Origin of the sequence: Chryseobacterium angstadtii (assembly GCF_001045465.1) — a bacterium.
Lineage (GTDB): Bacteria > Bacteroidota > Bacteroidia > Flavobacteriales > Weeksellaceae > Chryseobacterium > Chryseobacterium angstadtii.
The window spans coordinates 322,662-335,173 of record NZ_LFND01000003.1 but is presented as its reverse complement, the minus strand read 5'-3'; the positions used below and the strand labels follow the sequence as shown (position 1 = coordinate 335,173).

The window sequence follows — 12,512 nt, the reverse complement described above, 5'->3', positions numbered from 1 at the left end:
TTAATCTTGTTATTTCTTATTCATTACAGAGTCATAGGGACTTCCATAAGGAGAATTTCTGTATTTTCTTCAGTTGTTTTAATGTTCAGATTTCTGATATCCCAGACACCAAAACCATCGCGTTCCTGTAGTGCCTGGCCTTCAATTTCGGCACTTCCTTTAAGAATGAAAGCGTATACTCCATTTCCTTCTTTGTGAATTTGGTAGCTGCTTTCTTCTCCTTTTTCAAAATTTCCTAAGTGAAACCATGCATCCTGATGAATCCATACTCCTTCATCATGGGCATTCGGAGAGAGAATCTGCTGGAATTTGTTCCGGCTTTTTGTTTTATCCAAAGTAACCTGGTCGTATCGTGGAGTTACGTTTCTTTTATTAGGATATACCCAGATCTGAAGGAATTTGACAGACAGATCACTGTTTTTGTTGAATTCACTGTGCATGACTCCTGTTCCGGCGCTCATTACCTGAATATCTCCACTTTTGATCACCGCTGTATTTCCCATACTGTCCTTATGTTCAAGATCTCCTTCCAAAGGAATACTAATGATCTCCATATTATCGTGGGGATGGGTCCCGAAGCCTCTGCCTCCTTCCACCTTATCATCGTTTAAAACCCTCAGAACTCCAAAATGCATCCTTTCCGGATTGTGATAATTGGCGAAGCTGAAAGTATGTTGGCTCAGCAGCCAGCCATGATCCGCCTTTCCTCTGGAATCTGCTCTATGAATGACGGAATTGTCTTTAATTTTTGATTCCGGATTGGGTAAATGATTGTATCCGATGGGTTCTAACGGCTCGATTTCGTCGATCTCATTTTTCATTGTATTTCCTAGAGAAGCAGAGGCTACAAACATCCCTGTTCCCAATAAACCTTTCTTTAAAAAATCTTTTCTGTCCATATCTGTTAGGCATTTGTTTGATTTTGATAGGTCAAATTTAGGAGGATGAAAAACCCTGCACATTTAACTAGTTTAATAAATCGCTTTTCAGACTAAAAAAAATGCCTGATCGTGGATCAGGCGTAAGAGTTGAGGAAATATTTTTTCGCTAAGTCTTATTTGGATAGCGTTAAAATTTTGAGATGCACCAAGAGGCCATCTTCGTCGTTGATGAAGTTTAATGCATAAAATATATGCGTAATTGAATGATTTTAAGCCAATAATCAGGCAAGAATGAAAGAAGACTGAATTTATTTCTCTTTGGAAGCCAGTCTTTTTCTGATAGTGCTTACAAATTCCTTTGATACACCAAGATAGGAAGCAATATAATACTGCGGGATTCTCTGTGGTATGGAAGGATATACTTTAATGAATTCGAGGTAACGGTCTGATGCGGTTTTGGAAATGGTATTGACCAACCTATTCTGAAGTGTGGAAAGGTTTCTTTGCACCAACATTCTGAAAACCCTTTCGAATTTTGGAATTTCCTGCAATAGTTTTTCTTTAGTTTCCGGGTTCAGCATATAAATTTCTGAATCTTCCAATGCTTCAATGTATACTTTTGATGGTTTCTGTTCGTGAAATGAAGCTATATCACTGATCCACCAGTCTTCAACGGCAAATAACATGGTTACCTCGGAACCCTTGTCATCCAAACAATAAAGCCTGACACAGCCTTTATGGATGTATCCTTCAAACTGGCAGATTTCTCCTTGTCTCAATAATACTGCTTTCTTGGGAAAGGCCTGACAAAGCAATAAATCCGTAAAAAATTTTTCTTCTTCCTCCGTAAGACTTACAAACCGGGTAACATTCTTTATAATATTCTCAAACATATTGTAAATTTATACCTGCAAATTAGGGAAAAGGCTGTAAACTTCATTCTTTAAAAGCCCGCTTCCGCCTCCGTAATGATCAATTACTTTAACATCTTTATCCAGTTTTTCACAAAATACTTTAATCTCTTTTTCAAACTGCTCTTCCAGACCAGAACTCAGAAGAACAATATCCGGCTGATTTTGTTTAATATAATCATAACAGGCATTTTCATCATTTTGAATATCTGCCTGCCAGCCTTCATTATTTTCAACGATTCTTTTTAAGGTTTCAAGAATTTCCTGATTTTTTCCAATGATTAAAAATTGTAATGTTTTCATTTTGCGGTTCTATTTGGGATTTGAAAGTTATAAATGTTTATTTCCTGTTATTCTCAACTCATTTAAATCCAGTTGGGATTCTGCTTTCCGGATTTCATCGTCACTGAACAGTTTTTCTCTTTTCAGCCTGAACAGTTCTTTCCGCTGTATAGCAAAAATATCCAGCATAATCTGATGGTATTCTTTAAGATCATTCTGTCTGTTAGAACACATTTCCAGAGAGCTCAAATGACTTTTATGCATTTCAAGGTCATTCTCCAGACTGTTTTTGAAATTTTCAACCAGGCTATTGCCCGTTAAGCTATTTTTATATTTCTCGTTCAGTCTTGTGACGGCTAAATGATCCAATCTAATCTGAATACCAGCCTGCTGTTCATGAGAAGGTAGAATAGGATCAATTTCTCCTATTTTAATTAATTTAATAATCAGAGGAAGCGTAAGTCCCTGAAAAACCAGAGTTACAAAAATAACCACGAAAGTGATGAAGATGATCAAATTTCTCAATGGGAATTCCGCCTGATCGTTCATCATAACCGGAATTGACAATGCTGTAGCCAAAGAAACCACACCCCTCATTCCTGCCCAGCCTATGATCAGAGGATTTTTCCAGCCCGGACTAGGATCCTGACGTATTTTTTTACTCACCCATCTCGGAAAATGAGCTACCGGATAAATCCATAATAAACGGACAACAATAACAATCAGACTTATGATTAATCCGTATTTTATTCCTTCCATTAAAGATGTTTCCCCTAAACCATTGATGATATCCGGAAGTTCCAGCCCTATCAGTACAAATACCAGGGCATTCATTACAAATATCAAGGTATTCCAGACTCCTGTCATATTTATTCTGGTTGTACCTGTTTTAAATATTTCATGGGCACGGAAAGACATAAATAATCCTCCGGAAACTACAGCCATTACCCCTGAAAAGTGGAAATGTTCTGCACTCAGGAATAAAATATAAGGCGTCATCACGGTCAATGCTGCATCTATTGCAGGGGTTGTGGGCAAAAACCTGTGAATCGCATAGAATATATGAGCTCCCACAATACCTACAACAACTCCCATTCCCGCAACAATAAAGAATTGTCCTGTGGCTTCCTGCATCGAAAATACTCCAGTCATTACCGCTGCCAAAGCAAATCTGAAAACGATAAGTGATGAAGCATCATTAATCAGGCTTTCTCCTTCAAGCATGGCAATGGTTCTTTTTGGAACTTTCAACCCTTTTAAAACGGTTGTGGCAGCAATGGCATCCGGAGGCGAAACAATTCCTCCCAATAAAAATCCCATAGCGAGCGTAAACCCAGGAATGAGAGACTGAGCAGCGAAAGCAACTACCAAAGAAGTTAAAAATACCAATCCAAAGGCCATTAACGAAATAGTACGTTTCCATTTCCAGAAATCATTCCATGAAGTATACCAGGCGGCTTCATATAAAAGCGGCGGTAAGAAAATCAGGAAAATAATTTCCGGATCTAATTTTAAAACTGGAACTCCCGGAATAAAACTGATCCCCAATCCGGCCAATACCAGAAATATAGGATAGGCAATTTTAATACGCTGAGCCAGCATTACCAGCATCATTACGATTAATAAAAGCCCGAGTATCAGGAGAAGTTGTTCGTGCATGGTTTTTTTTGTTTAGAAATTAGAGGTTAGTCTGATGTTTTAGATTTTGGCTAAAGCCGGATTTTGATTTGTTTTTAGATTAAGTGGGCTAAAGCCCGCTCCTATTGAATATTTTCCTATTGAAATTCCTGTGGAACATTTTACAATATTCCTAAAATTTATTCTTCTTTGAACCAGACATCATTATATTCATCGGGATGACGTTTGAACTGCAGATGAACATAGGGACATAACGGTATAATCTTCAAATCGTTTTCTCTTGCGTAAGAAACCAGTCTTTCCAGTAATATTTTTGCAAAGCCTTTCCCTTCATGTTCAGGATTCACTTCCGTATGGTAAACGGTTAATTTTTTCCCGATTACAGAGATATCCATTTTTCCGGCTTTCTGATCGTCTGAGAAAAGCTGAATTTCTCCTCTCACATTTCCTAAAACAATTTCTGTTCTTTCCATTTTATATTTTTTTAGTTAGTTGTTCAAAATTAAGACCTTTCTTCAAGCTGAGTAATGATCTATGATAATTTCAGAAGGATTTGCTTTTCTGGGTCCTGTAACCCCTTCTGCCTGCACTTCTGATGCAAATTTACAAACCTCAGAAATCACGGACATTGAACTGGATTAATAATAACATTATTTTTTAATTTTCAATAACAAATTTAAAGAACTGATACACAATAACTTAAATTGTTCTAAAATAAAAATTATTAAAAAGTCTACTTTTTTAGTGGACTAATAAAAATATATGCCTTATATTTGCAACCATATTCAGGAAAAGAAAACAAAATGAAACAAGGATTTAAACATCAATCAATAAATAAACAGACCATCAAATTTATGATGATGTACAACTGTATGCCTATGCATCAGAAATCCCGTGGCTGACCTTACTTTTATATGACATATTTCAAAGGCCTTACCACGTTGTAGGGCCTTTTTTATTTCAGGAAACAAACACAAAAAAACAATGAGCAATTTCAAAAACAGCTGGCTGGTGCCGGTAGCATTCATCAATATTTACGTGATCTGGGGGATTACGTTTCTGGCAATTTCCTTTGGTCTGAAGGGGTTTCCACCTTTTATTCTGTCAGGATTCCGTTTTTTAGCAGCAGGACTGATGATGATTGGCTGGTTACTGACAAAAGGAGAAAAAGCTCATTCTCTGATCAGCTTTCCGTAAAACCTGCTGCTTTGGTAAGTACCCATACTTATATTAACCCTATTGTAACTGTATTTGCAGGCTGGGTGGTTGAAGGACAAACGATTAATGGAAATCAGCTGTACGGACTTTCTGTAATATTAATAGGGGTTCTTCTTACCAATGTGACGAAATATTTCAGGCTCACAAAACGCTCTAAGGTCAAATTAAGAAGGCTGAGACGATTTTTCGGCAGAACCATAAAGCCTTATCAGCCTATTTAAAATTAAACTATACATTTAAAATGATAGAAATCAAAAACATTTCAAAAACATTTCACCAAAAAAAGCAGACTTTTAAAGCTTTAAATAATGTAAGTCTGGCTGTTGAAAAAGGAGATATTGTAGGAATCATAGGGTTTTCCGGAGCAGGAAAAAGTACTCTGATCCGTACTGTAAATCTTCTGGAAAGACCGGACCAGGGACAGATTATTATTAACGGAAAGGATTTTACCCTATTAAGTTCCAAACAGCTGGCAGATGAACGGAAAAAAATAGGGATGATCTTCCAGCACTTTAATCTTCTTTCATCGCGAACTGTTTTTGATAATGTAGCCCTTCCTCTGGAGCTGGATCATGTCGGAAAAGAGGAAATCAACAGAAAAGTCAATGAACTGCTGAAAATAGTAGGTCTGGAAGATAAAGCCCATGATTATCCAAAAAGCCTTTCGGGTGGACAAAAACAAAGGGTTGCGATTGCACGGGCACTGGCCAATGATCCCTATCTTCTTCTCTGCGACGAGGCAACCAGCGCGCTGGATCCGGCAACAACACAATCAATTTTACAGCTTTTAAGGGATATTAATCAAAGATTGGGTATCACCATTTTGCTGATCACCCACGAAATGGAAGTCATAAAAGCCGTCTGCAACCATGTGGCGGTTATAGACAAAGGCCAGTTACTGGCAAAAGGAACATTAAGCGAGATCATCTCTGATAAAGAAAATCCGGTGATCCGACAATTTATAAATTCAGATATCATGACCATTCCTCAGGAAATCAATAAAAAACTTCAGAAAGAGCCACAGGACGGCTTATTTCCGCTTGTTGAAATAGAACTCAATGAAAACATCAGTGTGGAAAAACTTCTTTCCACACTTTATGATCAATATAAAATACCTTACAGGCTTCTGAAAGCAGATGTTGAATATATGGGTAACTCGAATTTTGGTAAACTGCTGCTTCAGCTGCAGGGAGAAGCGGAGGAAAATCAGAAGGCCATTTATTATTTTAACCAGAATAAAATTCAAAATACAGTAAAAGGATATGCTTAGTGATTCGGTAATTTCGCTTTTGGGAAAGGGACTTTGGGAGACGGTTTACATGACGTTTGTTTCCGGTTTTTTTGGATTTATTTTAGGACTTCCGGTAGGGATTCTGTTATTTTTAACGAGAAAGGGCCAGCTATTGGAAAATGCGGTGTATTACAGAGCTACTTCTATTTTGGTTAATATTTTCCGCTCTATTCCTTTTATTATTTTAATTGTGTGGATGATTCCATTTACAAGAGTCATCATAGGAACTTCCATCGGAATGAATGCCGCTCTGGTTCCTTTGAGTGTAGGAGCAGCTCCGTTTATTGCCCGTCTGGTGGAAAACAGCCTTCTTGAAGTACCCCACGGGCTGATAGAAACAGCAAGAGCTTTGGGTGCATCTCCATTACAGATCATTCAAAAAGTATTGCTTCCTGAGGCACTTCCTTCTTTAATCAACAATGCAGCCATCACACTGATTACTTTGGTAGGATATTCTGCCATGGGAGGAGCGTTGGGCGCCGGCGGACTGGGACAAATCGGATATCAATACGGCTATATTGGTTATGATGCCGTTATTATGAATGTGGTACTGGTATTACTTGTCGTGCTGGTGTTTATTATTCAGTTTGCGGGAGACAGACTGGCGAAGAAATTTGATCATCGGTAGTTAAAGGGAGAAAGGGCAAAATTGCTGAAAAGCAAAGAAGGCGAAGAAAGCAAATTTGCAAATCAGCCTTTTTGCCTAAAAAACAACTAAAATTTTATATTGATCTCAGATCATCAAAATAAATAAATCATGAACACAATAAAAACCTTTATTATCATTGCTGCCGGATTGCTGGTATTCAACGCCTGCACAAAAAAGAAAAATGATCCGAATCATATTATGGTAGGAATTACGTATGGCCCCGAGCTTGAAATCGCAGAAGCCGCCAAAAAAGTAGCAAAAGAAAAATATAATCTTGAGGTAGAATTGATTCCTTTCAATGACTACGTGGTTCCCAATGAAGCACTGAGCAACGGGGATATTGAAGCCAATGCTTTCCAGCACGTGCCCTATCTCACGGAACAGTCTAAACAAAGGGGTTATAAACTGGCTGTTGTAGGAAATACCTTTGTGTATCCTATCGTAGCGTATTCAAAAAAAATCAAAAATATCAGCCAGCTGCAAGATGGAAGTACTGTTGTTATTCCCAACGATCCTACGAACGGAGGCAGATCGTTGCTTCTGCTTCAGAAGAACGGACTGCTGAAATTAAAAGAAGGCATCGGATTATTACCCAAAGTAACTGACATTACCGAAAATCCAAAGCAATTGAATATTCTGGAAATTGAAGCTCCCCAGCTTCCGAGAGTGCTGGATGACAAAGAAGTAGTGATTGCCATCATCAATAATAATTTTGCTTCTCAGGCAGGATTAGATGCCGATAAACAAGGGATTTTAAAGGAAAATAAGGATTCGCCTTATATGAATGTCGTTGTTTCAAGACCTGACAATAAAAACTCTGCGAAAGTTAAAAACTTTGTAAAAGCTTACCAATCCGACGAAGTAGCCAAAAAAGCTGAGGAAATTTTTAAAGGAGGAGCGGTGAAGGGATGGTAGGGGTACGAGTTGCGGGTTTGAGAGTTGGAGGGTTTTAGAGTTTTTGTTGCGAGTTGCGAGGTTTATATTGTACGTTATTATAGGTTTATTTTCAGATAAGAGAGATGAACTGGTGACTTCGAGGCCCTCAGCCACCAGATATTTGCCCTTCATTCAATGATGCTGCATTCAGGGCCTCAAATTCTTAAACTCACAAACCCTCCAACTCTCAAACCCTCCAACCCTCCAACTCTCAAACCCGCAACTCGAAATCTCGCACCCCGTATCCCGAAACTCAAAACCAGCCATTTATTGATTAAAATTTATTTTCTCAATTTGAGATAATAAAAATTTTACTTACTTTTGTTACAATCAATAAAAAGGCATCTATGTTTAAGAAAACCGCCATTGTAAGTTTATTCACTTTAATTGCTGCATCTTATATGGCTCAGACCAATACTCTACCTGTTTATTTAGATGAATCGAAACCTGTGGAACAGCGTATTCAGGACGCTCTTTCCAGAATGACCCTTGAGGAGAAAGTGGCTATGCTTCATGCCCAATCCAAATTCAGTTCACCCGGTGTTCCAAGATTGGGAATCCCTGAATTCTGGACAACCGATGGTCCTCACGGCGTACGTCCGGAAGTAATGTGGGATGAATGGGATCAGGCAGGATGGACCAACGACTCCATTATCGCCTACCCTGCCCTGACCGCTCTTTCCGCTACATGGAATAAAAAAATGTCCTGGAATTACGGAAAAGCTTTGGGTGAAGAAGCCCGTTACAGAAAAAAAGATATCCTTCTGGGACCGGGTGTCAATATTTACAGAACTCCATTAAACGGAAGAAATTTCGAATATATGGGTGAAGATCCTTTTCTGACTTCGAAAATGGTGGTTCCTTACATCAAAGGTGTACAATCCAATGGTGTAGCCACATCTGTCAAGCATTATGCCCTCAACAATCAGGAAATGTTCCGCCATACCAGCAATGTGAATGTGGATGACAGAACTTTATATGAAATTTATCTTCCTCCTTTCAAAGCTGCGGTGACTGAAGGTGATTCATGGACGATCATGGGTGCTTACGATATGTACAAAGGCCAGTATGCAAGCCAGAATCAATATCTGTTAAACGATATTCTGAAAAAAGAATGGGGCTACAAAGGCGTAGTCGTTTCCGACTGGGGAGCCGTCAATAATACGGAACAGGCTATCCACAACGGATTAGACCTTGAATTCGGAAGCTGGACCAACGGACTTTCTGCGGGAACAAAAAATGCCTATGACAATTATTATTTAGCCAAACCTTATTTAGACCTCATCAAAGCGGGAAAAGTAGGAACGCAGGAACTTGACGATAAAGTGACCAGACTGCTTCGTTTAGCCTATAAAACGACGATGAACAGAAACAAACCTTTCGGGAATGTTGCTTCTGAAGAACATAAAGCGGTGGCCAAAGAGATTGGTGAAGAAGGGATTGTTCTACTGAAAAATCAAGGAAATGTACTTCCTATTGATATTAACAAAGCTAAAAAGATAGCCGTAATCGGTGAAAATGCCATCAAAATTATGACTGTTGGCGGCGGATCATCTTCATTGAAAGTAAAATATGAAACACTTCCTCTGGACGGAATCAAGAAAAGATTCGGAAAACAGGCGGATGTACAGTATGCAAGAGGGTATGTGGGAGATATCGGCGGAGAATACAACGGAGTAAAATCCGGTCAGAATCTGAAAGACGACCGTTCTGCCGCGGAATTACTAGATGAAGCTGTAGCATTAGCCAAACAATCCGACTATGTTATTTTCGTTGGAGGGCTGAATAAAGCAGATTTCCAGGACAGCGAAGGTAACGACAGAAAAAGCTACGGGCTTCCTTACCATCAGGACAATGTGATTTCAGCATTAGCAAAAGTCAATAAAAATCTTGCGGTAGTCTTGGTATCCGGAAATGCAGTAGCCATGCCGTGGATCAAAGAAGTTCCTTCGGTTCTTCAGTCGTGGTATCTGGGTTCTGAAGCAGGAAATTCCATTGCTTCAATTTTAGCAGGTGATGCCAATCCTTCAGGGAAACTGCCATTTACTTTTCCTGTGAAGCTGGAAGATAATTCAGCACATCAATTGGGAGAATATCCGGGACAGAAAGATGAACTAGCTGCCGGAAAAGGAAAAGATCAGAAAAACCCTATCAATATTACGTATAATGAAGGTGTTTTTGTAGGATACCGCTGGCATGATGCCAAAAAAATCAAACCTCTTTTCAGCTTTGGACATGGCTTAAGCTATACCACTTTTGAATTCGGGAAAGCAACTGCTGATAAAGCAGTGATGTCTCAGGATGATAAGATCACATTCACAGTAAGCGTAAAAAATACGGGAAAGAAAGCCGGTGCTGAAGTGGCCCAGTTGTATATCAGCGACATCAAAGCTTCTGTTCCGCGTCCTGCAAAAGAACTGAAAGGTTTTGAAAAGGTATTTTTAAATCCCGGCGAGCAGAAGGAAGTAACTTTCACTATTGATAAAACTGCTTTAAGCTATTTTGATGCAGATAAACATGAATGGACAGCTGAGCCCGGAGATTTCGAGGCGCAAATTGGTAATTCTTCTGATGGAATTAAGACGAAGGTGAAGTTTACGTTGAAGTAATTTTTTATTAATATATTTTAAGGGTGAAAGCAGGTTCTATGGAATCTGCTTTTTTTGTGAAAAATATTCTGCATTGTTTAGTCTGTTCTTTTGTCTTGAAATCACAGATTCGACGGAGTCAAACAAAAGAACCAAAAGTTCAAGACTTAGAACCTTCCGCTAAAAATGAAATCTGTTCTCTAAAAACTCTAAACTCGTGCGGTAATTACTTTATATTGAGAATCCGAATTTTGCCCCGCACTCGGACAAAAGAGTTTTTTTAACGTTCACAGAATTCATTTTTTTAACGCTCCAGTTTCTTATGTCGTTTGAAAGATGTTTCTAGCTAAATAAAGGAGTTCTTAGTTACGGTAATTTAATGCCTTTCAGCTGTTTTTTATAATCAATTCTTTCATCAATATTCCAGACATAAACCACCTTAACCTTAACCTTAACCTATAAACTGATATTCAGTCAATCTCTGTTCGCCATATTTTTCTAAAATCTTCTGCTCTACAGCCCATTTTAAATCTCTGCTGGCTGTAGGTGCAGATATATTTTTGAAATGCTGCAGATAATCCTTTCTACTGAATCTTTCATTTTGCATCTTTTCCTTAAAAATCAATATTCTGTCTTTTGTACTTAAATTATGATTCTGGGCCAATAAAACCTGCTGGAGGGCTTCTAAAATAATAGCCATCATAAATTCAATAAATGGTGTAGAATTTCCTTTTTTGTCAGACTCCGAAAGCTTGTTGTAATATTCCTTCTGATTCTTTTTAATAAGGCTTTCTACAGGAAGATATTCAAATACAGGATACTGCTGCATCAGAATAAGTGTTTGCCATAATCTGCCCATTCTCCCATTACCGTCTAAAAAAGGATGGATAAATTCGAATTCATAGTGAAATACACAGCTTTTTATCAAATTCAACTCAGGATCTTCTTTCACATACCGAAAAAGATCATTCATTAACCCTCTAACCATGGAGCCGTCCGGAGCAATATGTTCAACTTTGGAGCCTTTCACTATCCCTACATTGGAAGTTCTTAATTTTCCGGCCTTATCAATCAGATCTTTCATTAAAATAGCATGAGCCTTTTCCAGATCTTTAATACTGGAAGGATTAAACTGTTTTAAGCGTTCGTATACTTCAATAGCATTCTGTACTTCCTGAATATCTTTTAATGGGGCAATAATGCGCTTATTATCCAATAGTGCTGTTATTTGTTCTTCCGTCAATGTATTCCCTTCGATTTCCAAGGAAGACTGGATTGTTTTGATGCGGTTTTTTTTACGCAGCTCTGTTGTTGGTTTATAAAGATGATGAGCATTAATTTCTCCAATCTTTTCAGATATAGAAGCAACTAATGATAAAATTTTATCGGTAAGAGTATAAGGTGGTCTCAAAATATGATAGTATCATTTGATAGTATCAAAGATATGAAATCATTTTAATTTAAATAATCATTCATTAAAAAAATGCCCGGATCTCTCCGGGCACCGCATAGCAAATTTACAAGGATTAAAAAATAGATATGCTAGTTGACATTTTCAAAATAATGAATAACACCTCCTTCCGGAAGGTGATATTTCTGCGTATTAATTTCCAGCTCGCTGTTGCTACTGTTTTCTAAGAAAGAATTACTGAACAGTGCATAAGAAGGCTGTTCGGCAAATTCATTCTTTAACATCTGATGGGCTTCCACCACCGTTTTGCCATAAAGCTTTTTAAAAGTCCCGATTTTGTACTGGGAAAATTTTCCATAATGTACAATGAACTTCAGCGACATGTCGATGGACATACTGAGCTCTTTATTCAATTCTTTAATCTTTTGGTCAAAAGCATTCCGCATTTTCCAAAGCATTGTCGAAATCTTCCGGTAAGACGGGTTATTGTCATACCTGTAAAATAAAATGGCATCGCCCTCGATCTCTGAAATCTCAAAATACTGTTCGTTCATATCGATCAGTGTAGATAGTAGTTGTCTTACAATATATTCTCCTGTGTAAAGTTTAGTATTGAACACAAACTCTGTAAACCCGCTGAAATCAGGAATAAGAATGATACCCTCGTGTATATTTGTATTCTTCATAATGATGATAGTTTAAAAACC

General features: G+C 38.1%; 13 protein-coding genes. 6 read left to right on the top strand and 7 right to left on the bottom strand.

All coding sequences use genetic code 11. The features are described from left to right. Positions 1-23 precede the first annotated feature (23 nt). From ACM46_RS09670 to ACM46_RS09650, 5 genes are all read right to left on the bottom strand, one after another. Positions 24-899, bottom strand: coding sequence for a pirin family protein (locus ACM46_RS09670; protein WP_048506446.1), 876 nt, complete (start codon positions 897-899; stop codon positions 24-26). A 290-nt stretch (positions 900-1,189) separates the two neighbouring features. Next, positions 1,190-1,774: a Crp/Fnr family transcriptional regulator gene (locus ACM46_RS09665; RefSeq protein ID WP_048506445.1), complete on the bottom strand. Its 585-nt coding sequence runs from the start codon at positions 1,772-1,774 to the stop codon at positions 1,190-1,192. A gap of 9 nt (positions 1,775-1,783) precedes the next feature. Beyond that, positions 1,784-2,095: a response regulator gene (locus ACM46_RS09660; protein WP_048506444.1), complete on the bottom strand. Its 312-nt coding sequence runs from the start codon at positions 2,093-2,095 to the stop codon at positions 1,784-1,786. A 27-nt stretch (positions 2,096-2,122) separates the two neighbouring features. Continuing rightward, positions 2,123-3,733, bottom strand: a complete 1,611-nt coding sequence (locus ACM46_RS09655; protein ID WP_048506443.1) for a Na+/H+ antiporter — start codon at positions 3,731-3,733, stop codon at positions 2,123-2,125. Between the two features lie 158 nt (positions 3,734-3,891). Beyond that, entirely contained in the window at positions 3,892-4,185 is a 294-nt protein-coding gene (locus ACM46_RS09650; protein ID WP_048506442.1) for a GNAT family N-acetyltransferase, read from the bottom strand. Between the two features lie 511 nt (positions 4,186-4,696). Here ACM46_RS09650 and ACM46_RS09645 point away from each other — a divergent pair. The 6 genes from ACM46_RS09645 to ACM46_RS09620 all read left to right on the top strand — a co-directional run bounded on the left by ACM46_RS09645 (position 4,697) and on the right by ACM46_RS09620 (position 10,415). Next, on the top strand, positions 4,697-4,909 hold the full coding sequence (locus ACM46_RS09645) for a DMT family transporter (protein WP_048506441.1): 213 nt from the start codon (positions 4,697-4,699) through the stop codon (positions 4,907-4,909). A gap of 11 nt (positions 4,910-4,920) precedes the next feature. Then, positions 4,921-5,151, top strand: coding sequence for a hypothetical protein (locus ACM46_RS09640; protein WP_048506440.1), 231 nt, complete (start codon positions 4,921-4,923; stop codon positions 5,149-5,151). 20 nt (positions 5,152-5,171) lie between these two features. Next, a complete protein-coding gene (locus tag ACM46_RS09635) occupies positions 5,172-6,200 on the top strand; it encodes a methionine ABC transporter ATP-binding protein (RefSeq protein WP_048506439.1) in 1,029 nt (342 codons plus the stop codon). Further along, positions 6,193-6,849, top strand: coding sequence for a methionine ABC transporter permease MetI (gene metI, locus ACM46_RS09630; RefSeq protein WP_048506438.1), 657 nt, complete (start codon positions 6,193-6,195; stop codon positions 6,847-6,849). The genes ACM46_RS09635 and metI overlap by 8 nt, the downstream gene beginning before the upstream one ends. A gap of 129 nt (positions 6,850-6,978) precedes the next feature. After that, on the top strand, positions 6,979-7,785 hold the full coding sequence (metQ, locus tag ACM46_RS09625; RefSeq protein WP_048506437.1) for a methionine ABC transporter substrate-binding lipoprotein MetQ: 807 nt from the start codon (positions 6,979-6,981) through the stop codon (positions 7,783-7,785). A 368-nt stretch (positions 7,786-8,153) separates the two neighbouring features. Next, positions 8,154-10,415 carry a glycoside hydrolase family 3 C-terminal domain-containing protein gene (locus ACM46_RS09620; protein ID WP_048506436.1) on the top strand — a complete coding sequence of 754 codons (2,262 nt, stop codon included), beginning with the start codon at positions 8,154-8,156 and terminating at the stop codon, positions 10,413-10,415. Positions 10,416-10,845: 430 nt separating this feature from the next. On the opposite strand, the gene ACM46_RS09615 is transcribed toward ACM46_RS09620, so the two are convergent. Both ACM46_RS09615 and ACM46_RS09610 read right to left on the bottom strand, forming a co-directional pair. Beyond that, positions 10,846-11,805 (bottom strand): Fic family protein, encoded by a 960-nt coding sequence (locus tag ACM46_RS09615; protein WP_048506435.1) that lies wholly within the window; start codon positions 11,803-11,805, stop codon positions 10,846-10,848. A gap of 131 nt (positions 11,806-11,936) precedes the next feature. Next, positions 11,937-12,491, bottom strand: a complete 555-nt coding sequence (locus tag ACM46_RS09610; protein ID WP_048506434.1) for a DUF2652 domain-containing protein — start codon at positions 12,489-12,491, stop codon at positions 11,937-11,939. Positions 12,492-12,512: the final 21 nt, after the last annotated feature.

Bases quoted from the DNA above. Each gene is read 5' to 3' on its own strand.
- ACM46_RS09670 (WP_048506446.1), bottom strand. From the start codon at position 899: ATGGACAGAAAAGATTTTTTAAAGAAAGGTTTATTGGGAACAGGGATG.
- ACM46_RS09665 (WP_048506445.1), bottom strand. From the start codon at position 1,774: ATGTTTGAGAATATTATAAAGAATGTTACCCGGTTTGTAAGTCTTACG.
- ACM46_RS09660 (WP_048506444.1), bottom strand. From the start codon at position 2,095: ATGAAAACATTACAATTTTTAATCATTGGAAAAAATCAGGAAATTCTT.
- ACM46_RS09655 (WP_048506443.1), bottom strand. From the start codon at position 3,733: ATGCACGAACAACTTCTCCTGATACTCGGGCTTTTATTAATCGTAATG.
- ACM46_RS09650 (WP_048506442.1), bottom strand. From the start codon at position 4,185: ATGGAAAGAACAGAAATTGTTTTAGGAAATGTGAGAGGAGAAATTCAG.
- ACM46_RS09645 (WP_048506441.1), top strand. From the start codon at position 4,697: ATGAGCAATTTCAAAAACAGCTGGCTGGTGCCGGTAGCATTCATCAAT.
- ACM46_RS09635 (WP_048506439.1), top strand. From the start codon at position 5,172: ATGATAGAAATCAAAAACATTTCAAAAACATTTCACCAAAAAAAGCAG.
- metI (WP_048506438.1), top strand. From the start codon at position 6,193: ATGCTTAGTGATTCGGTAATTTCGCTTTTGGGAAAGGGACTTTGGGAG.
- metQ (WP_048506437.1), top strand. From the start codon at position 6,979: ATGAACACAATAAAAACCTTTATTATCATTGCTGCCGGATTGCTGGTA.
- ACM46_RS09620 (WP_048506436.1), top strand. From the start codon at position 8,154: ATGTTTAAGAAAACCGCCATTGTAAGTTTATTCACTTTAATTGCTGCA.
- ACM46_RS09610 (WP_048506434.1), bottom strand. From the start codon at position 12,491: ATGAAGAATACAAATATACACGAGGGTATCATTCTTATTCCTGATTTC.